Below are 21300 nucleotides of genomic sequence, written 5' to 3'. Positions count from 1 at the left end.
TATATCCCAAAATTACCTTTTTAATTAATAGATAGCTTTTATATACCAATGGATAAAATTCATCAATATTAATATAAATCTGTACCTCAAACCATTTTACTAAATGATAATTGTATTGAAATCAGTGCTTTATAACTAAAATTTTGAAAAGTCAAGTTTTTTGTCGTTTCAAAATTTCGTTGAAATTGAAGTAATCTTTAACACAATCGATTTTCAAGAATATCAGTAAGGACCGTTGAATCGAGTCATTTTAACCAACCTTTTTTATGATCAACTTTAGCAAAAAAAATCAACATTCTTCCCAGATGGATTATAGCTTTCCTGGATGGTTTTATCATGTTCCAATGTGTTGTTTTGGCATTTTGGCTAAGAGCAAATTTTGACTGGGTAGCTTTGGCTGATTACCCGGTGGGTAGAGCCGCTGCCGCCTATTTATTGATAGGATCTTTGGTTATGTTTTTTACTAAAAGTTATGTCGGAATAGTTAGACATACATCGTTAAGTGATGGATTGTTACTAATGCGTACTACAGCAGCCACTGGTGTTATTGCATTCTTATGTGATATGGGATACAGTGTTTTTTAGTACCAGGAAAACACTTCCTTCCTTTATCAGTGCTTGTCATTGCTTCAGTCCTTACCTTGTCCCTATTGATGGTTTACCGTCTCTTCGTCAAAGAAGTATTTAGATTTATCAAGAACAACGGTGAGCCTAACCTGCCTGAAAAGGATGTTTTAATCTTTGGTGCTGGAGAAGCAGGGATTCTTATCCATAACGCCATTTTAAAGAACAGTCATTATAAATTCAATGTCCACGGCTTCCTGGATGATGATGCTTCAAAAAGAAAGAAGAAAATTGAAGGCATGAGGGTTCACGGAGGACTGGAAATGTTGGATACTTTGGTGAAGGAAAAAGGTGTTAAAGAGTTGATAATATCAGTACTGGAACTTTCTCCAGCCAGAAAAAGAGAAATAATTGATAGGTGTATTACACTTAATATTCATGCCCTTACCATTACACCTGTAAATGAGTGGGTAGATGGTGGTGCTAAGCAAGGGAGTATTCGGGAAGTAAATATTGAAGATTTACTTAGCCGGGATGCTATCATGTTAAAAAATAAAAATGTAGCAAGTTATTTCAGTGGTAAGACCATATTGGTAACAGGAGCTGCAGGATCTATAGGAAGTGAGATATGTAAGCAAGTGGCCCGTGCCAATCCTGGCTTTCTGATCATGCTTGATAAAGCGGAGTCTCCTTTACACGATCAAGAGATTCGCTTAGAAAGTGAGTTTGAAGATTTGGCCATGCAAACGGTTTTGGCTGATGTGACTGACGAGGATACCCTTGATCATTTGATGAAAACGTATCGTCCGGAAGTGATATTCCACGCAGCTGCCTACAAGCATGTTCCAATGATGGAAAGGTATCCTGCACAGGCAGTAAGATGTAATGTACTTGGAACCAAGACAGTTGCGGATTTAGCTGTTAAATATGGCGTAGAGAAATTTGTTTTGGTAAGTACCGATAAAGCAGTAAACCCTACTAATGTGATGGGGGCTAGTAAGCGAATTGCTGAAATGTACATTCAGAGCCTTGATAAAAAACTCAGGGAATCCAACCAAGGTGGAACCCGTTTTATCACTACTCGATTTGGAAACGTTTTGGGTTCCAATGGCTCTGTAATCCCTTTGTTTAAAGAACAAATTAAAAAAGGTGGCCCACTTACAGTTACGGATGCAGCAGTTACCCGTTACTTTATGACCATTCCTGAAGCCTGTGACCTTGTTTTGGAAGCTGGTGTGATGGGAAATGGTGGAGAGATTTTTGTCTTCGATATGGGTGAACCGGTTAAAATTATTGACTTGGCAAGAAAAATGATTCACCTGAGTGGTAAGAAGCCTGATGTGGACATTATGATTAGGATTACAGGATTGAGACCAGGTGAGAAATTGTATGAGGAAGTTCTAAACGACCAGGAAAAAACAATAGAAACCCATCATGCAAAAATTCAAATTGCGCAGGTAAGGCCTGGGGTTTATAAGGATGTCAACCTTGAAGTAGCTTTATTGTTGGACATGGAAGGCAATGAAGGAGAAATGACATTGGTAGGGCAAATGAAGAAACTGGTACCAGAATTCTTAAGTCACAAATCACGATTTGAAGCAATTGATCAAAAAGCGATTGCAGAAGAGATAAAACCTTAAACAGAGAATCTTCCTTAGTGGAAACTGACCCACTTTGATTAGCAACTCCTCCTTCTTTGAAGGGGGAGTTTGTCATTTCCAAGAAGGACGAGGGCTGTTTTAGACCTTAAAATTATTCAACCCGTTTCAATTCAACAATTTCAGCATTAAATTCCCATTTCCGCAACTCCCCCTTCAAGGGGGAAAAAGGGGATTTCTACGGGATTGTAAACCTATACTAGTATTTAAATAATAAACTGTAAACTTTTTTTGGACGAGTCAGAAACGTCATGCTATTTCAAAGCTTATATTTTAGAATGTTTACGAAAAAATCCCCCTTGGTCCCCCTTTAAGAGAAAGGGGGATTTTGTGCTTTCAGGATTAGTGATTTCATTACTGATTTTACATTTTCTCAGGCTTTTTTAATGCCACAAGATGAGTGCTGTCATTCAAGTTACTGGATACTGAGCGGATTCTATGGGGTAGGTATTTCGGACACGTTACCCTATGGCTTCGACTCCGCTCAGCCACCGGAAATCGACTCCGCTCAGCCGCCGGGGATTGCCTCCACTCAGGCACCGGGGATTGCCTCCACTCAGGCACCGGGGATAGACTCCACTCAGCAACTGGGAATCGACTCCGCTCAGCCGCAGGGCTTGCAGTATTTGGTTTAAAAACTACATTGCTTTTACAGTTTATGATAAAAAACCCTCCTTATTCCCTTCCTTAATTAGTTGGCTAGGGAGATTTCTAAGAGCCAATTGAAAATTAAATTAAAATACCTTTTTAAAATGGACACCCTTTTCTATATTTGGTGATCGTTATGAAAAAACAAAATCAAAATTGGTGGTGGCTTACTTACTTCTTCTAAAGGGGAAACAGCTAACTATTGCCAAATTTTGATCAATCAGATATACTTAGGCTTGCTGGACTCCCGGCAAGCCTTTTTTTTATTTAAATACCCAAAAAATGAATAAAATAAGAATCAAAACCCGGTATAAAAAACTATTGGCAGATACCATCACTCCAGTGAGTGTGTATCTTCAGATTCGTGACAGGTACAACAATACGATATTGTTAGAAAGTTCTGATTATCACGGGAATGAAAACAGTTATTCTTATATCTGCTGTGAGCCCATGGCAACATTTTCATTAATCAATGATGAAGTTCACCAGTCTTTCCCCGGGCAGCCCACTTCTGTGAAGAAGTTCGACAAGAAGGACAATATAATGGATGAGATCAGGCAGTTTGGCAATACCTTTCAGGAAGAGAAACTTGATTTCAAATTTATCACCAATGGCTTATTTGGGTATATCCAATACGATGGGGTCAGTTATTTTGAAGACATCACTATCAACAACCCACAGCCTTCTTCAACCCCTTTGATTCACTATGCGGTTTATAAAAACATGATCGTAGTGGATCACTTTAAAAATGAACTGTATATTTTTGAACACTACCTGGAAGGAGAAGAGGAGGAGAGTTCAGGAATCCCAAAAATTGAAGTGATCCTCAACAACAAAAATATCCCGAGCTATTCTTTTAGTCTGGATGGGGAAGAAAGTTCCAATTATACCGATGGTGAGTTTCTTGACATCTTAGCAAAAGGAAGGGAACACTGTTTTAGAGGAGATGTTTTTCAAATTGTATTGTCCCGTTCTTTTTCTACCGGATTCAAAGGGGATGAATTCAATGTTTACAGGGCATTGCGCTCCATAAATCCTTCTCCCTATTTGTTTTATTTCGATTATGGTTCCTATAAAATATTTGGAAGCAGTCCCGAAGCCCAAATTGTGGTTAAAGGAAGAAAAGCCACCATTTATCCTATTGCAGGCACTTTCAAACGAACAGGAAATGACAAATCAGATGCTGAATTGGCAGTAAAACTGTTTGATGATCCCAAAGAAAATTCTGAGCATGTTATGCTGGTTGATCTGGCTAGGAATGACCTTAGCAGGTCTTCTGAGAAGGTAAATGTAGAAGTGTTTAAAGAAATTCAATACTATTCACACGTTATCCATTTGGTTTCAAAAGTTACTGGAGAGCTTGCAAAGGGAGCAAATCCTCTTCAATTGGTAGCGGACACTTTTCCGGCAGGAACCTTGTCTGGAGCACCCAAATACAGGGCGATGGAACTTATAGATGGATTGGAAAATAGCGCTAGAAAATTTTATGGGGGAGCCATAGGTTTCCTGGGGTTTAATGGAGATTTTAATCATGCCATTCTGATTCGGTCATTTGTATCAGAAAACAACCAACTGCGATTTCAAGCAGGCGCAGGTGTAGTGGCGAAGTCCTCTATAGAAAGTGAGCTTCAGGAAGTAAGCAATAAGCTTGAGGCCTTGCGGGTAGCACTAAAATCCGCAGAGACAATTTAAATTTTACTAGAAAAGGATTTACAGATGAAAATACTGGTACTAGACAATTACGATTCTTTCACCTATAATTTGGTGTACATTATCCGTGAGTTGGGATATGGAGAATCGATGGATATCATAAGAAATGATAAAATAAGCCTTGAAGAGGTGGATGCTTACGACAAAATCTTGCTTTCACCTGGTCCAGGAGTTCCTTCAGAAGCAGGAATAATGCCTGAATTGATCAAGAAATATGCCCCTACTAAAGACATACTTGGGATTTGCCTTGGAAACCAAGCCATAGGTGAGGCATTTGGCGGAGGGCTTATTAACCTTACTGAAGTGGTTCATGGGGTAGCTAGCAAGATAAAAATTAAACCTGATCCATTGTTTGCAGGACTTCCTGAATATTTTACCGTAGGAAGGTACCACAGTTGGGTGATTGATGCCACGATGCTTCCAGCCGAACTTGAGGTAATCTCCAAAACCCCAGATGGGCAAATTATGGCCATAAAACACAAAGAATTCGCAGTAAAAGGCTTACAATTTCACCCTGAAAGTATCCTTACAGAACATGGCGTAAAAATAATTAAAAACTGGATTGAAGGCATAAAAACTACAAATCAATGAAAGAAATACTTAACCACCTGATAGAACATAAAACCCTAAGCAAAGAACAGGCTAAGGGGGTACTTAAAGAAATGACATCAGGAGAAGTAAATACCAGCCAGATGGCAGCTTTCTTGACCATATTTATGATGCGTAGTGTCAGGGTTGAAGAGTTGATGGGCTTTAGAGAAGCCATGTTGGAAAGGTGCATTGCTGTAGATATCCCTGAATATGACGCCATTGATTTGTGCGGTACGGGTGGGGATGGTAAAGATACCTTCAACGTATCTACCCTTGCCTCATTTATTGTAGCCGGAGCAGGTCAGCCCGTTGCCAAGCATGGTAATGTGGGTGTTTCGTCTGTCTGTGGTTCCTCCAACCTGCTTGAATATTTCGGATATGAGTTTACCAGTGATATTGACAAACTAAAAAGTAGCCTGGACAGGGCTGGAATCTGTTTTCTTCACGCGCCACTGTTTCATCCAGCGATGAAACACATAGGTCCGGTAAGAAAGGAATTGGGCGTAAAAACATTCTTCAATATGCTTGGGCCAATGGTAAATCCAAGTTTCCCCAAAAAACAATTGGTAGGGGTGTTTAGTCTTGAACTTGCCAGGTTGTACGGGTATTTGTATCAAAACAATGATGTCAGATTTAGCATTCTACATTCCTTGGATGGTTATGATGAAGTATCCCTAACAGGAGATTTGAAATGGATATCCAACGATGGGGAGAAGGTTGTCAGCCCCGAAGAATTAGGCTTTAAAACCATTCTGCCTGAATCAATCAAAGGAGGAAGTTCAATCAAGGAATCAGCAGCTATTTTCATGAATATTTTAGAGGGCAAAGGTAGTCCTGAACAAGAAGCAGTAGTAATTGCAAATGCAACCATCGCATTAACTACTTCCAAACCAACATGGAGCCTTGAAAAAGCCAGGGAAACAGCCCGTGATACACTTAAAAATGGTACAGCGCTTAATGTTTTCAAAGAATTGATAAGCCCAAAAACTTCCCTAAACATCAGTTGAATATGAATATACTTGAAAAAATAATTTCCCGAAAAAAAGAGGAGATAGCTGAGCGAAAAGCACTATATCCACAGAAATTACTGGAAAAGAGCTTGTTTTTCGATGGTAAGGTGGTTTCGATGAAGAAGTATGTTACTGATCCGGAAAAGACAGGTATAATTACTGAATTTAAGAGAAAATCCCCCTCAAAAGGTTTGATAAATGGCACGGCTTCTGTAGAGCAAACGACAATTGGCTACATGCAGGCAGGTGCTTCGGCATTGTCCATATTGACAGACAAGGACTTCTTCGGAGGCAGTGAAGCGGATCTTGGTCTGGCTAGAAAATTCAATTTTTGCCCCATTCTACGCAAAGATTTCATCGTAGATGAGTACCAGATAATCGAATCAAGGTCTATAGGAGCAGATTGTATCTTGTTAATAGCTGCGGCCTTGCCTCCAAAGCGTTTAAAAGAGTTGGCGGTCTTTGCTAAAAGCCTGGGCTTGGAAGTATTACTTGAAGTGCATGATGGCGAAGAACTGGCTCAAAGTCTTAATGAGCATGTAGACCTGGTGGGTATAAATAACCGCAACCTAAAAACATTTGAGGTGGATATTCAAACCTCTTTGGATTTGGTAAAGGCCATACCGGATACCTTCACTAAAATATCAGAAAGTGGTCTCTCTGATCCTGCCAAATTGGTGCAATTGAAGCAAGCAGGTTTTGATGGCTTTTTGATAGGTGAAAACTTTATGAAAACCATTCGTCCACATCAGGCCGCCTATAATTTTATGCAACAATACAGGAAATTACTGGCAGCCTCAAAAGAACAAGCATCCCTATGATCATCAAAGTTTGTGGAATGGCCGACCCTGAAAATATTTCAGGATTGAAAGGTATAGAACAGGTAGATTGGATGGGGATGATCTTTTATCCTCCTTCAGGTCGGTATGTGCCCAAATTCGGACAGGAAGCAGCATTTTATAAACAATTAAGCCTTCCAAAAGTTGGTGTGTTTGTCAATGAAAGTACAGCAGAGATACTAAAGAAGGTTAATGATTACGGGTTATCGTTGGTGCAACTTCATGGGGATGAACTTCCGGTACAACTTCAAGCCATTCGAGAAAAATCCAGTGTGAAACTTATCAAGGTTTTCAGAGTGGGAGCAGATTGGAATTGGGAGACATTGGAACCTTATGTAACCTTGGTTGATTATTTTCTATTTGATACTGATGGCCCCTCCTTTGGTGGTACCGGACATCAATTCAATTGGGAGCTTTTGAAAACATATCCTTATGAAATTCCTTTCTTATTGAGCGGAGGAATAACACCACAGGATACAGAAACCCTTTTGGATTGTTACCAGGAATTCCCTGCCATGGCAGGGATAGATATCAATTCAAAATTTGAAATTTCTAAAGGTTTTAAAGACCTGGAAAAGATAAAGACATTCGCAGCAACACTAAGAAATGAAGCCGCAACAAAGACAAAAATGAAAAGCAATGATAAAAATTGATGAAAACGGATTTTACGGAGATTTTGGGGGAGCCTATATCCCGGAAATGCTGTATCCCAATATTGAAGAGCTTAAAGAGAACTATGAGCAAATAATGGCTTCCGAGTCGTTTAAAACAGAATTTGATAGTCTCTTAAAAGATTATGTAGGTAGGCCAACACCCCTGTTTCATGCCCAAAGGTTGTCTGAGAAATATGGTGTTAAAATTTACCTTAAAAGAGAGGATCTCTGTCATACAGGTGCCCATAAAATCAACAATACCGTCGGTCAGATTATTCTAGCGAAGAGACTCAACAAAAAGCGCATTATAGCTGAGACTGGCGCAGGTCAGCATGGCGTGGCAACTGCCACTGTGTGTGCTTTGATGGGCATGGAATGTACGGTTTATATGGGGGCAGTCGATATGGAGCGACAAAAACCGAATGTGGAACGCATGCGGATTCTTGGCGCAACCGTCGTGCCGGCCAACTCGGGCAGTAAAACGCTCAAAGACGCAACCAATGAAGCCATGCGGCAATGGATTAACAATCCAGTTGATACGCATTATATCATTGGATCGGTGGTAGGTCCTCATCCTTACCCTGAAATGGTGGCCAGGTTTCAGTCTGTGATTTCTGCAGAGATCAAAGCACAATTGTTGGAGAAGGAAGGTCGGGACAGCCCTGATATAGTTATAGCTTGTGTGGGTGGCGGAAGCAATGCTGCTGGCGCATTTTACCATTACTATAACGATGAAAAGGTTCGTCTGGTAGCTGTGGAAGCAGCCGGCCTTGGCGTTACTTCAGGCAAATCTGCTGCTACTACCCAATTGGGTAAACCAGGGATTCTCCACGGTAGTAAAACACTACTAATGCAAACAGAAGATGGGCAAGTGGTGGAGCCGCATAGTATTTCAGCAGGCCTGGATTACCCAGGAATTGGTCCTGTTCATGCCCATTTATTTGCCTCAGGTAGGGGGGAATTTTTGGCTGTAGAGGATGAAGATGCCATGATAGCAGGTATAGAGTTAAGCCGATTGGAAGGCATTATACCCGCCATCGAGTCTGCTCATGCACTTTCTGCATTGAACCAGCTAAAATACAAGGCGTCAGACATCATTGTGATCAATCTGTCGGGTAGAGGAGACAAGGATTTGGAAACATATATTAAATGGGGAAATTACTGATGGCTATGAATCGAATTGAAGAATTATTTAAAAATAAGGAAGGAAATATCCTTTCCATATATTTTACTGCAGGCTTTCCTAGCCTTAACGATACCATGGGTATTATGGAAGCCATCGAAGAAGCAGGAGCCGACATTATAGAAATTGGAATTCCTTATTCTGATCCTGTAGCAGATGGCCCCACGATTCAGGAAAGCAATACCGTCGCGTTAAACAATGGAATGACACTGAAAATCTTGTTTAGCCAGTTGGCCGAATTGAGAGGGAAGTTAAAAATACCAGTTATATTAATGGGCTACCTAAATCCTATCGTCCAATATGGTATGGAGGAATTTTGCAAGAAGTGCGAAGAGGTAGGCGTAGATGGATTGATTGTCCCAGACCTTCCAATGAAGCAATACCTTGAGTCCTATAAAGGATTGTTTGAAACCTACAACCTAAGAAATACCTTTCTGATATCTCCTCAGACCTCACCTGATAGGATTCGTGAGATTGATAGAGAGACAGATGGCTTTATTTATATGGTTTCTTCTGCGAGTATAACTGGTGCGAAAAAAGACGTGACACCTGAACAAATTGCTTATTTTGAAAGGGTAGGAGATATGGGGCTCAAAAACCCTAGACTCATAGGATTTGGAATTTCTGACAAGGCCTCTTTTTCCACTGCCGCTAAGCATGCACAAGGAGCAATCATTGGTAGTGCTTTCATCAATGTTTTGCGGGAAGCAAAAGAGCTAAAGAAAGAAATCAACACGTTTATTAAAAGCATTAAAGCATGATCATACAGCTCAACTCTGACATAAGTACCCAACAAAAAGAAAATTTGGTCCAAAAGATCAATGGCATCGGCTATAAAGTAACCGAGGTTAAAACCCAGGCGGGAAACTACCTGATTGGGATTGGGAAAGGTGCCTATGACATTCGAAAAATAGGATCCATGGATGGTATTTTGGATATCCATGTTGTTTCTGATGAGTACAAGCTGGTGTCCAAAAAGTGGAAAGCAAAGCCAACTACAGTTGACCTTGGAGATGGTATAGCAATAAAGGATGGTGACATGGCCATTATTTCCGGCCCATGTTCCATAGAATCAGAAGAGCAGATAGAACGTGTGATTGCTCACCTTAAGGAAAACAATGTGACAATGATGCGGGGTGGAGTTTTCAAACCAAGGAGTAGTCCCTATGCATTTAGAGGCTTGGGGATGGAAGGCCTAAAACTATGGCACCAACATGCCAAAGCGGCTGGGATAAAAATTGTAACGGAGGTTATGCAGGTGTCTCAAATTGAAGAAATGCACGATTATGTCGATGTATTTCAGGTAGGTGCTCGTAACACTCAGAACTTTAACCTGCTGGATGAATTAGGCAAAATAGATAAAGCTGTTCTGCTCAAGAGAGGTATTTCAGGTACGATAGAAGAATTGCTTCAATCGGCGGAATATGTTTTCTCCGGGGGGAATGAAAAGCTTATCCTATGTGAAAGAGGCATCCGTACTTATGAAAGGGCAAGTAGGAATACATTGGACCTGAATGCCGTTCCAATTCTTAAGTCAAAATCGCATTTGCCAGTGGTGGTAGACCCATCACATGGGATTGGCATCAGGGATTTTGTACCACAAATGGCCTTGGCAGGTGTGATGGCAGGAGCAGATGGGATCATTTATGAATCCCATGAGCATCCAGATCAAGCTTATTCTGATGGTCAGCAAACCTTGAACTTTACCCAGAGCAGTGAATTGATAGGTTATATCAGGAAGATTTTTGAAGTGAGAAAGACTTTTGATTTACATTAAGAGGGCTGGACCAAATGCAAATTCAGGTACGCACTTGTAAGTCTTGAAAAAACGAAATCCCCCTTGAACCTTCTTCAAGGGGGATTTGCTGCAAAATGGAATTAAAAGTTGATTTGGTGTTCTTGAAACGGGCTGACAAAATCACCCAAATTCACTGCCTCCCTTATATTTTTTCATTTTATCGCATCAGAGTCTAAATTCTGATCGATGAAAAATAAACCCAGCCTATGAATAAGAATTGCAGGGGAATTCGAAACCACAAATACCCTAACCCATTTCCTTTAAAGGTGGCATTTTGATAATCGATTTGTTCCATGGAAGCCTTTATATTTGCCGGTATAATCGATATAAAAAACAGAATCAATAGCCAGGCAGTTACCAATTGAAATTGGGGATAATGAAGACCAATAGCACCTAAAATTTCGATAACTCCAGTAAAGTAAACAAGCTCCTTTTTAAAGGGTATGAAATCTGGAACCATCATTGCCATTCCATCTGTAAACATGAAATGGCCCAAAGCCGTAAAAAGTAACATGGCGGAAAGACCTATTCTTGCTGATAAGGTGACATTATAAGTACCATATACTAGCTTCATGAAGCTAGTAGCAAATATCGTAACGGCAATTAGGAGAAGGAATGGTTTCATCTTTTTTTTACAAAGTTGGGCAAAGTTCAACCTTCAGACAATGAACCCAGGTTAAGAAATTCGCTTTCTGATTCTGCTAAGTGCTTGAGGGGTTACACCTACATAAGAGGCAATGTATTTGAGTGGGATTTCCAGGATTAGCTTAGGACGGTTTTTGAAAAGAGACCTATACCGCTCTTCAGCGCTTTCATTCAAAAAGGAAAGTTCTCTTTCAGATTTTAACAAGAATTGACTTTCAGCAGCGAGTCTGCCAATGGTATTTCCAATACTGGTATTGGCATAAATATACTGTAGGTCCTGATGGGATATCCTCCAAAGCGTAGTTTTGGTCATGGTTTCAATTTGGTAATCACAGGGTTTTTGGGTTAAAAATGAATCGTAGGCACTTACAAATTGACCTTCAAAACAAAAGCCGAAAGTCAAATCGTTTTCTTCCTTTGGGAAATACAGTCGGACAGAACCTTTTTCAATAAAGGATAGATAGTTCTCTGTTTGCCCTACTTTTAAAAGATTCGTTTTTTTGGGGTATTCACTTTTCCTTAGTTTGGAAGAAAACTGCTGCCAATCGCTATCATTGATGCCAACAAGTTGTTCAAAGTAATCCCTAATTTGATCCATTTGTTAAGTTTAATCTCCCCTTTGGTTTACCTGAATAATTAATGCTCTATAGTGATTGGCCCAAAAGGCTAAATTATCATGTCTTGATACTTCTTTCTTAATAATGAGCAAAGAGACCTGCAAGGGTTCAATTTCATAATTAAGGTTAAAACCAAACCATTTTTTGATCCCTTGCTCACATTTTCCGTTTATGAATTTAATAAAGATTTAAAGTAACCAGTGAATAATAATACAATGGCAAATCCAATTGAGCAATCTAAAATGAGAAATAAATTCCCCAGAGGAATTTTCCCCGATCCCAGTTTGGTGTTTTTACAGCAGGATTTCAGGACTTATACATCGGAAGATTATAAGGTTTGGGAAATCCTTTATGAAAAGCAGTCAAAGAATTTGCCTGGGACAGCAGCAAAAGCAGTAAAAGATGGCATAGAAAGCATAGGCTTTACCTCAGATTCCATTGCCAATCTAAAGGATGCATCTTACCGATTAAAAATTTCCACTGGCTGGTCCATACAGGTAGTTCCAGGGTTGGTTAGTGAGGCTTTATTTTTTAGTCTATTGCAACATAAGCGATTCCCCGTCACTTCCTGGCTTAGAAAGTTGGACGAATTGGATTACATGCATGAACCCGATTTGTTTCATGATGCATTTGCCCATGTGCCAATGTTAATGAATCCAATTTTTACGCGCTTTTTGGAAGATTTGGCTGGAACAGCCCTGCGGTTTATAGACAATCCATTGGCTTTAGAATTAATCTCCAGGGTGTATTGGTACACAGTTGAGTTTGGCTTGATTAGGGAGAATAATGAACTTAAAGTTTATGGCGCAAGCATTCTTAGTTCTTCTGGTGAGTTGCACTATTGCCTTTCAGAAGAGTCCAGACACCATGATTTCGAAGTGGATGCCGTTTTAAATACGCCTTATTGGAAAAATAAATTTCAAGATCGATATTTTATCATCAATGATTTTGAAGAGCTGTGCAGCTCCATACCTTTGATCGAAGAGAAACTGGAAGAACTTTTGCAAAAAGCAGAGTAAAAACGGGCAATTGTAAGGGAATTTTTATAATCTTAGCACATCGATTCTTATTTAATATTTGATCACTGCTATGTCTGCTCTTTTAAAGAAACTTGTATTTTTAGTATTTCTATTGCCAATTGCATCATTTCTTCAAGCACAGGAAATGCATAATTTGGATATTTACCTGGCCATTGGGCAGTCTAATATGGCCGGGAGGGCAGAAATCCTTCCTGACCTGATGACACCTATTGAAGATGTTTACCTTTTCACGGGGCAGGAATGGGTGCCCGCTACCAATCCATTAAACTTGTATTCAAGCGTTAGGAAAGTGGTAAGTATGCAGCGTCTGGGACCAGTGTATGGTTTTGCCAGAAAAATGCAAAGGGATATTCCAGATAGAAAAATAGGACTTGTAGTCAATGCAAAAGGGGGTAGCGTGATCGCTGAGTGGATGCCAGGTACATTGTTTTTCAATGAGATCATCTCCCGAGCAAGGATTGCAGCTGAAAGTGGTGAGATAAAAGGAATCATCTGGCACCAGGGTGAAGGAGATGTGAAGGAGGCAGACCAATACCTGGGAAAAATAGGTCATCTAATTACCGCAATACGTGACAGTTTAAATTTACCAGACTTGCCTTTTGTGGTTGGACAATTGTCTGAAGATAAAGAAATCAGGAAGCCTCTTAATGCTTATCTCGTTGATCTTCCTAAAGAGATGTCCAATACTGGAGTAGCTTTGGCTTATGGGACGACAACCTTTGACAGTACCCATTTTGACAGCCCAAGTCAAATTTTAATTGGAGAAAGATACGCTACCGAAATGAAAAACTTATTGACAGCAAAGACTCAAACGGATGATTTTTCTTTTGGTGTATTGACAGATATTCAATATGCGGATGTGGAAACAGTAGGAAAGCGAAACTATCGCGGAACTTTAGAAACACTAAAACGCACAATACCCTTCCTTAATGCCTATGACTTAGAATTCTCTTTTCACCTGGGGGATTTGATTGATAGAGATTTTGAGAGTTTTGATGCCCCTTTATCGATTTTGGAAAGCAGTAAAGCACCATTTCACTATATCTGGGGTAATCACGACTTTTCTGTTTTGGACAGCCTTAAACAAAAGGTTGGAGAAAAAATAGACAATGAAAAAGGTTACTATTCCATAGAGAAAGGAAACATGGTATTTATGGTGGTCAACGGGATGGACATTAGTGTAGGCGGTCATCCTGAAGGCACTAAGAATTATGACCAGGCCTTAGAAATGATGGAGGTAATGGAAACCGAAGGAGCCAATAATGTGAAACCATGGAATGGTGCCGTTGGCGAAGAACAATTGGCATGGATGGAATCAGTGGTCCAAAAGGCTGAAGAAGAGGGAAAGCATGTGATCGCATTTTGTCATTACCCTCTTTTACCAGAAAACGGTTTACATTTACTCAATCACAAGGAAGTAATGAACCGTATAGGAGAATCGCCAGCGATGGTGGCTTGGTTTTCGGGCCATCACCATGCCGGTAACTATTTTAAGGATGCCAATGGAATGCATCACCTTACATTTTTGGGTATGGTGGAGGCCGAATCTCCTGCCCTTGGCGCAATTGTTACAGTAAAAAAAGATTATTTAATTATTCAAGGAATAGGGAAAGAGGAAGATCGGATCCTGAATTTCAGGTAAATACCGATTTCGAAAATTTTCTTTTCTCAAACGCTGGTAGACTTTCCGTTTTTGGTACTGGATTAATTTTTATATTTGCTGGCTAAATAAAAAATCATGTACACCCGCTTTGCTAAATTCTTTTACTTCCTGTCGATAGGAATGTTTTTATTCGTTTTCTTGTACGCATATGCCTCAATGCCTGATTTTGCCACCTATGAGCAAAACAGCAAAGGGTTGCCTGTGAAACAATTAGGGAAGGAAAGCTTCTTCTACATCACGGTAGTTATATTTTTCGTATACAATGTGCTATTGATTATTCCGGGAAAATTGATAGAAATGAAAAATAATACCTCCCTACAACGAATTTTCCCAGTAGGTGATATTTACAGAGACCGTATTCTTGCATGGATTTATTCCTTTATAGGAATACTTAATGTATGTACATGCATCATGGTTTTTTATATTCACAGCCTTACCAATCAGAATGAGATAAGGAGTTCTGAATACAATGTCTTCTTTTACATTGTTCCCATATTATTAGTGGTTTGGGTAATGGCCCTACTCTTTTTGTTGGTAGGAAAAATGAAACAGGTAAAAACAGGTACAGTTTAAGGCAGAAAACACATAAGATATGGCAGGAAACGTACAATACACCGAAGACAGTATAAAATCCCTGGATTGGAAGGAACATATCCGCCTAAGACCGGGTATGTATATAGGTAAACTGGGAGATGGTAGTGCTCAGGATGATGGTATTTATGTTTTGGTAAAGGAGATCCTTGACAATAGCATTGATGAACACATGATGGGTAATGGTAGGACCATTGAAGTGAAGATCAGTGAACACAAAGTGGAGATCCGTGATTACGGGAGAGGGATTCCTTTAGGGAAAGTGATAGATTGTGTCTCTAAGATCAATACTGGTGGAAAATATGACTCAGGTGCTTTCCAAAAATCTGTAGGCCTAAATGGTGTAGGTACCAAGGCTGTTAATGCATTGTCAGAGTATTTTTTGGTTCAATCTTTTAGAGAAGGTCAAACCAAAGCAGCTCAGTTCGACAAAGGCGAATTAATTGAAGACCATCCTATAGGAAAAACATCGGAGCGAAATGGTACCAAGATCATTTTCTCCCCTGATTCGTCGGTCTTCAAAAACTACCATTTTATTCCAGAATACCTGGAAAATCAAATTTGGAATTATGCCTTTCTGAATAGTGGGCTTACTATAAATTTTAATGGCGTCAAGTACTATTCCCAAAATGGATTACTTGATTTATTGGATCGAAAGGTAGATGAGGACAGTAGGAGGTACCCTACTATTCACCTCAAGGGCAATGATATAGAAATGGCCCTTACGCATACCAATCAATATGGAGAAGAGTATTACTCTTTCGTAAACGGTCAGTTTACTACCCAGGGTGGAACGCACCTGGCGGCTTTCAGAGAATCTATCGTTAAGTCGATTAGAGAATTCTTTAAAAAGGATTTTGATGCGGCCGATATACGTCAGGGAGTAGTGGCAGCCATAGCTGTAAGGGTTATGGAGCCAGTGTTTGAATCGCAAACCAAAACCAAGCTGGGCTCACATAGTGTAGGGCCGGATGGACCTACCTTGCGTACTTTCGTAAATGATTTTGTAAAGGTAGAACTCGATAATTACCTGCACAAACATCCAGATACGGCCAATGCCATACTCAAAAGGATCCTTCAGTCTGAAAGAGAAAGAAAAGAAATTTCCGGTATAAAGAAGCTGGCCAATGAAAGGGCCAAAAAAGCCAATTTACACAATAAAAAATTGCGTGATTGTCGGGTGCATTATGACGACCCCAAAGCGAAAGAAGAACAGAAAAATGAAACCATGCTGTTTATAACGGAAGGGGATTCAGCATCCGGTTCTATAACTAAATCTCGTAATGTACAAACTCAGGCGGTATTTTCACTGAGAGGTAAGCCCCTCAATTGCTTCGGAATGACCAAAAAGGTGGTTTACGAAAACGAGGAATTCAACCTGCTTCAGCATGCACTCAATATAGAGGATGGAATTGAAGGCCTACGCTTTAGAAAAATTGTCATCGCTACTGATGCCGATGTTGATGGAATGCACATTAGGCTTTTAATAATGACCTATTTCCTGCAGTTTTTTCCCGACTTGGTTAAGAATGGACACCTTTTTATCCTGGATACACCACTATTTAGGGTGAGGAACAAAAAGGAAACCATTTACTGCTATACAGATGAAGAACGGCAGCGCGCCATTCATAAATTAGGCAAAACATCAGAGATCACTCGATTTAAAGGACTTGGTGAAATCTCGCCAAATGAATTTGGCGCATTTATAGGGGAGGATATCCGACTGGAGCCTATTATTCTTAACAAAGAAACAAAAATAGCGGACCTATTGGGCTTTTACATGGGTAAGAATACTCCTACCAGACAGGAATTTATCATAAGCCGATTGAAGGTGGAGAAAGACCTGGACCTTGGAGCTACAGTGCAGGACAACGATGAATCAGAAGATGAAAAAGAAGTTGCTTAAACTTAAGTTAATACCCTAGGTTTGTTGCTACTTGGTTGTTAAATCCTTGGCTAATCTACGGGGAATAGAATGGCATTTGAAGAAATTCTGGTCCCGCGTTTTAACTCTGGTGATGCAAAAAGATTTCCTGAGCCCTCTTAGCCTGTCCTGATCTTTCTTCAGGGGAAGTGATGCTATCAGGGAATAGCCAGGCCTTTGCATGTACCTGGTTTAAGCTTAAAAATAAAAAATATCAACTTATTATTTTCGGTTTGGAAATAGGATTTAAGTGTTTCTGGATTTTTATCTGTCTACTTAAACAAAAATGAAGTCAATTCATGAGTGAAGAAAAAGATTTACCAATAGATGGAAATGAGGGCTTGTACAATGCAGTTCCTGTTTCTGGAATGTACCAGGATTGGTTTTTGGATTATGCTTCCTATGTTATTTTGGAGCGTGCGGTACCTGCAATAGAGGATGGGTTCAAACCTGTTCAACGTAGAATAATGCATGCTATGAAAGAAATGGATGATGGCCGTTTCAATAAAGTAGCCAACATCATTGGGCAATCCATGCAGTACCATCCCCACGGAGATGCTTCCATTGGAGATGCAATCGTGAATATGGGGCAAAAAGAACTGCTGATAGAAACTCAGGGTAACTGGGGTGACGTAAGAACCGGTGATGGAGCTGCTGCAGCCAGGTACATTGAGGCTCGTTTGTCCAAATTTGCCCTTGAAGTAGTTTTTAATCCGCAAACTACAGAATGGCAACTATCCTACGATGGAAGAAAGAAAGAACCAGTAACCCTCCCGGTTAAATTCCCATTGTTATTGGCGCAAGGGGTGGAAGGTATCGCTGTGGGATTAAGTACAAAAATCTTACCCCACAATTTTTGCGAATTAATTGAAGGCTCTATTCAAATCCTTAAAGGAAAGAAAACCAATATATTGCCTGATTTCCATACAGGTGGTTATGCAGACTTTACTGAGTACAATGAAGGTTTGCGTGGTGGTAAAATAAAGGTCCGAGCAAAGATTGAAGAAGACGACAACAGAACGCTGTTGATCAAGGAGATTCCATTTGGAACCACCACCAACTCCCTGATAGATTCCATTATTAAGGCCAATGATAAAGGAAAGATAAAGATCAAAAAAGTTGTAGACAACACCGCGAAAGATGTGGAGGTGATGATACAGCTCGCTCCTGGTCAGTCACCTAACATGACCATAGATGCACTTTATGCTTTTACAGATTGTGAAGTCAGCATATCACCTAATGCCTGTGTGATCATTGATGATAAACCTGTCTTTCTGAAGGTCAATCAAATTTTGGAAACCAATACCTTTCAGACCAAGGATCTGTTGAACAAGGAATTGGAGATTAGGAGAAATGAATTACTAGAGAAATTGCTTTTTTCCTCTCTTGAAAAAATATTCATAGAAAATAGAATTTACCGGGACATAGAGGAGTGCGAAACCTGGGAAGCAGTAATTGACACAATAGACGTAGGTTTGGAACCTTTCAAACCTCAGTTTTACAGAGAAATTACGAGGGATGATATAATTCGTCTGACGGAAATAAAAATCAAACGTATTTCAAAGTTTGATACATTTAAGGCTGATGAGTTGATGCGAAAGCTCAACGAAGAATTAGAAGAAGTCAACCATCATTTGGAAAATCTGACAGATTATGCCATTGAGTATTATAAAAACCTACTGGCCAAATATGGCAAAGGACGGGAAAGGAAAACTGAAGCCAGGACTTTTGATACCATTGCCGCCAATGTAGTAGCGGCAGCCAATGCCAAATTGTATGTTAACAGAGTAGATGGATTTGTAGGGCATGGCTTGAAAAAAGATGAATTTGTCTGTGATTGTTCAGATCTGGATGATATCATAATATTCAGACGAGATGGAGTCTGTGTGGTGACCAAAATTCAAGACAAAGGTTTCGTAGGAAAAGACATTATCCACGTGGCCGTCTTTAGGAAAGGTGACGAAAGAATGGTCTATAACCTGATTTACCTGGATGGCGTTTCAGGCAGAACCATGATCAAACGTTTTCAGGTGCTCAGTGTCACCAGAGACAGGGAATATGTACTCACCAAAGGTACGAAGGGATCTAAAGTGCTTTATTTTACAGCCAATGCAAATGGCGAAGCAGAGATCATCACGGTATTTTTAACTGCAGGTGCCAAAGCAAGAGTTAAGGTATTTGATTTTGATTTCAAGGATTTGGAGATCAAAGGCAGAGGGGCCAATGGAAATATTCTTACCAAATACCCTGTTAGAAAAATTCAGCTTAAGATGGAAGGTGTCTCCACTTTGGGTGGGTTGAATATATATTTTGATCCTTCTGTGGGAAGATTAAACACTGATGATAGAGGTGATCTGGTTGGTAATTTCCTGGGGGAAGACAAAGTATTGGTCTTCTACAAAGACGGAAGTTATGAATTGACAAGTTTTGAATTGACCAATAGGTTTGATGCAGAAAATCTTCTCCTCATAGAAAAATATGACCCAGAAAGTGTGGTTTCATCCATTTATTATGATGGGGTTCATAAGATGTACTATGTAAAAAGGTTTGTGATCGAAACTTCTACTTTGAATAAAAAATTCAATTTTATCACCGACCACAAGCAATCAAAATTAGCGGTAGTATCTACGGAAAAACAACCTCAGGTCAAAGTCAAGCTTAAGCTGGACGATGAAATTGAAGAGAAAGTTTATGACATGGATATGCTAATCGATGTGAAGGGATGGAAATCTGTAGGGAATCGATTAAGCAACCATAAGGTAACCGGTATCGAATTAGTGGAGTCTGTAAAACCAGAAAAGAAAGCCGAAGACCCTAACCAGGCGAAGGAAGCCGAGGGATCGAAAGATGCTGGCGAAGAGGATGATGACAAGGAACAACTAGGTTTGTTTTAACCCTGACCCATTATGGAGAGACTGGACGAAGATGAACTGGCCTTTTTAAACTATCTGTCTGACTATGTGACCCCACATAAAAAAGAACTGATAGATAAGGTGTTGGGAAAAAGAACCCGCTACATCACCTTGGTGTTGGAAAATATTTATAAGCCTCACAATGCTTCAGCCGTTCTCAGGACGGCTGATTGCTTTGGTATTCAGGATGTTCACCTCATTGATGGTAACGACAGTTATGCTGTAAATCCTTATGTGACCAGGGGTGCGGCTCAATGGGTAGACTTGCACAAATACGACAATGATTCCGGTAATGCTACTGCAGAGTGTTATCGACAGCTTAGACAAAAGGGGTATAAAATATTTGCTACAAGCCCCAGGGAAGAAAGTTTACCACTCAGGGAATTGCCCACTGATCAGCCCATAGCGCTGGTTTTTGGGAATGAGCATGAAGGAGTAAGCAGTGAAGCCATAGCCGCCGCAGATGGGCTGGTTCATATCCCTATGAAAGGCTTCACCGAAAGTTTTAATATCTCTGTAAGTGCTGCTATTTGTCTTTATGCGCTCCAGGAGAAAATTGAAAGCAGTTCAATCGAAAATTATTTCCTCACTGAGGAAGAAAAAATCGAGCTAAAATACCAATGGTATCAGGGCATTGTCAAGCATTCCGCCGCCCATAAACGTGAATTCTTTAAAAAATAACCGATTAATATTGAGCTGATATTGCCTGCTTTGAGCTGAAAATTTATTTTCGTTTAGACCGCATTGCTTTCACTTTTTCGATGGATTCATCCGCTATGAATTTGGCGTATTCTTCGGTTTCTATACCAAATAGGGCGATTTTCCCCTCTTCATTGTTGTGAATACCGAAACCATAACGTTTGGTTAAAGGGGAAGCCCGAAAACAAGGCTGGCCTTTGGAGAAAAATTGCTCCCGCGCTTCTTGGTATTCGGCTTGAATCAAGTCATTTTTATTGGCATATACTTGAAACAATACCTCATCAGAAGTAAATTTATAGGGCGCTTCATTCAATAACGCAAATTGCATATTGGCAACAGATAATTTATTTCCTTTTATCGGAGGAGTTTCTGCTATACCCACCGGACAGTCATCGGCTACTTCTATGAAAGTGTTTTTGTAATTCGTCGTATGTATTTTCATTTCAGAGTTGGTTATTCAGGTAAGCCTCTTCTTGGCCAATTTCAAAGCCACTGAAAGATATGCCTTACGGTAAAATAGTCTACCTCTAAAATAAATACTTTTTTCCTATTATT

Annotated in this window: 20 protein-coding genes; 17 read left to right on the top strand and 3 right to left on the bottom strand. The window is 39.9% G+C overall.

The features are described from left to right. Positions 1-336 precede the first annotated feature (336 nt). From ADICYQ_RS28210 to ADICYQ_RS04845, 11 genes are all read left to right on the top strand, one after another. The gene (locus ADICYQ_RS28210; RefSeq protein WP_020893046.1) at positions 337-585 is read left to right on the top strand and encodes a hypothetical protein; all 249 of its coding nucleotides are present in this window, start codon (positions 337-339) and stop codon (positions 583-585) included. A 29-nt stretch (positions 586-614) separates the two neighbouring features. Then, the gene (locus ADICYQ_RS04890; protein ID WP_020893045.1) at positions 615-2204 is read left to right on the top strand and encodes a polysaccharide biosynthesis protein; all 1590 of its coding nucleotides are present in this window, start codon (positions 615-617) and stop codon (positions 2202-2204) included. 418 nt (positions 2205-2622) lie between these two features. Continuing rightward, on the top strand, positions 2623-2913 hold the full coding sequence (locus tag ADICYQ_RS04885) for a hypothetical protein (RefSeq protein ID WP_146947380.1): 291 nt from the start codon (positions 2623-2625) through the stop codon (positions 2911-2913). A gap of 239 nt (positions 2914-3152) precedes the next feature. Next, positions 3153-4562: an anthranilate synthase component I family protein gene (locus tag ADICYQ_RS04880; RefSeq protein WP_020893044.1), complete on the top strand. Its 1410-nt coding sequence runs from the start codon at positions 3153-3155 to the stop codon at positions 4560-4562. 24 nt (positions 4563-4586) lie between these two features. Next, a complete protein-coding gene (locus ADICYQ_RS04875; protein WP_020893043.1) occupies positions 4587-5171 on the top strand; it encodes an anthranilate synthase component II in 585 nt (194 codons plus the stop codon). Next, a complete protein-coding gene (gene trpD, locus ADICYQ_RS04870; protein WP_020893042.1) occupies positions 5168-6178 on the top strand; it encodes an anthranilate phosphoribosyltransferase in 1011 nt (336 codons plus the stop codon). The genes ADICYQ_RS04875 and trpD overlap by 4 nt, the downstream gene beginning before the upstream one ends. A gap of 2 nt (positions 6179-6180) precedes the next feature. After that, complete coding sequence (trpC, locus tag ADICYQ_RS04865) at positions 6181-7002, top strand: indole-3-glycerol phosphate synthase TrpC (protein WP_020893041.1); 822 nt, start codon at positions 6181-6183, stop codon at positions 7000-7002. Continuing rightward, on the top strand, positions 6999-7673 hold the full coding sequence (locus ADICYQ_RS04860) for a phosphoribosylanthranilate isomerase (RefSeq protein ID WP_235114386.1): 675 nt from the start codon (positions 6999-7001) through the stop codon (positions 7671-7673). Before trpC ends, ADICYQ_RS04860 begins: the two co-directional genes overlap by 4 nt. Then, entirely contained in the window at positions 7660-8838 is a 1179-nt protein-coding gene (gene trpB / locus ADICYQ_RS04855; RefSeq protein ID WP_020893039.1) for a tryptophan synthase subunit beta, read from the top strand. Before ADICYQ_RS04860 ends, trpB begins: the two co-directional genes overlap by 14 nt. Before the next feature lie 5 nt (positions 8839-8843). After that, complete coding sequence (trpA, locus tag ADICYQ_RS04850) at positions 8844-9617, top strand: tryptophan synthase subunit alpha (protein WP_020893038.1); 774 nt, start codon at positions 8844-8846, stop codon at positions 9615-9617. After that, positions 9614-10633 (top strand): bifunctional 3-deoxy-7-phosphoheptulonate synthase/chorismate mutase, encoded by a 1020-nt coding sequence (locus tag ADICYQ_RS04845; RefSeq protein WP_020893037.1) that lies wholly within the window; start codon positions 9614-9616, stop codon positions 10631-10633. Before trpA ends, ADICYQ_RS04845 begins: the two co-directional genes overlap by 4 nt. 193 nt (positions 10634-10826) lie before the next feature. Here ADICYQ_RS04845 and ADICYQ_RS04840 read toward each other — a convergent pair whose 3' ends face one another. Further along, a complete protein-coding gene (locus tag ADICYQ_RS04840; protein ID WP_040414615.1) occupies positions 10827-11279 on the bottom strand; it encodes a DoxX family protein in 453 nt (150 codons plus the stop codon). 51 nt (positions 11280-11330) lie between these two features. Continuing rightward, positions 11331-11897 (bottom strand): Crp/Fnr family transcriptional regulator, encoded by a 567-nt coding sequence (locus tag ADICYQ_RS04835; RefSeq protein ID WP_020893034.1) that lies wholly within the window; start codon positions 11895-11897, stop codon positions 11331-11333. A 234-nt stretch (positions 11898-12131) separates the two neighbouring features. Between ADICYQ_RS04835 and ADICYQ_RS04830 the strand changes: the two genes are divergently transcribed. From ADICYQ_RS04830 to ADICYQ_RS04805, 6 genes are all read left to right on the top strand, one after another. Continuing rightward, positions 12132-12935, top strand: coding sequence for a phenylalanine 4-monooxygenase (locus ADICYQ_RS04830; RefSeq protein WP_020893032.1), 804 nt, complete (start codon positions 12132-12134; stop codon positions 12933-12935). 70 nt (positions 12936-13005) lie between these two features. Next, positions 13006-14598: a sialate O-acetylesterase gene (locus tag ADICYQ_RS04825; RefSeq protein ID WP_020893031.1), complete on the top strand. Its 1593-nt coding sequence runs from the start codon at positions 13006-13008 to the stop codon at positions 14596-14598. 96 nt (positions 14599-14694) lie between these two features. Beyond that, on the top strand, positions 14695-15192 hold the full coding sequence (locus ADICYQ_RS04820; protein ID WP_040414612.1) for a hypothetical protein: 498 nt from the start codon (positions 14695-14697) through the stop codon (positions 15190-15192). A gap of 19 nt (positions 15193-15211) precedes the next feature. Then, positions 15212-17116: a DNA topoisomerase IV subunit B gene (locus tag ADICYQ_RS04815; RefSeq protein ID WP_020893029.1), complete on the top strand. Its 1905-nt coding sequence runs from the start codon at positions 15212-15214 to the stop codon at positions 17114-17116. A gap of 317 nt (positions 17117-17433) precedes the next feature. Beyond that, positions 17434-20028 carry a DNA gyrase/topoisomerase IV subunit A gene (locus tag ADICYQ_RS04810; protein WP_020893028.1) on the top strand — a complete coding sequence of 865 codons (2595 nt, stop codon included), beginning with the start codon at positions 17434-17436 and terminating at the stop codon, positions 20026-20028. 12 nt (positions 20029-20040) lie between these two features. Next, positions 20041-20727, top strand: a complete 687-nt coding sequence (locus ADICYQ_RS04805) for a TrmH family RNA methyltransferase (RefSeq protein ID WP_020893027.1) — start codon at positions 20041-20043, stop codon at positions 20725-20727. 43 nt (positions 20728-20770) lie between these two features. Here the strand turns inward: ADICYQ_RS04805 and ADICYQ_RS04800 are convergent, their stop codons facing one another. Then, positions 20771-21187: a DUF6157 family protein gene (locus ADICYQ_RS04800; protein ID WP_020893026.1), complete on the bottom strand. Its 417-nt coding sequence runs from the start codon at positions 21185-21187 to the stop codon at positions 20771-20773. Positions 21188-21300 lie beyond the last annotated feature (113 nt).

The organism is Cyclobacterium qasimii M12-11B (genome assembly GCF_000427295.1).
Classification (GTDB): domain Bacteria; phylum Bacteroidota; class Bacteroidia; order Cytophagales; family Cyclobacteriaceae; genus Cyclobacterium; species Cyclobacterium qasimii.
The sequence above is the reverse complement of the archived record's forward strand: the minus strand, read 5'-3'. Positions and strand labels throughout refer to the sequence as shown.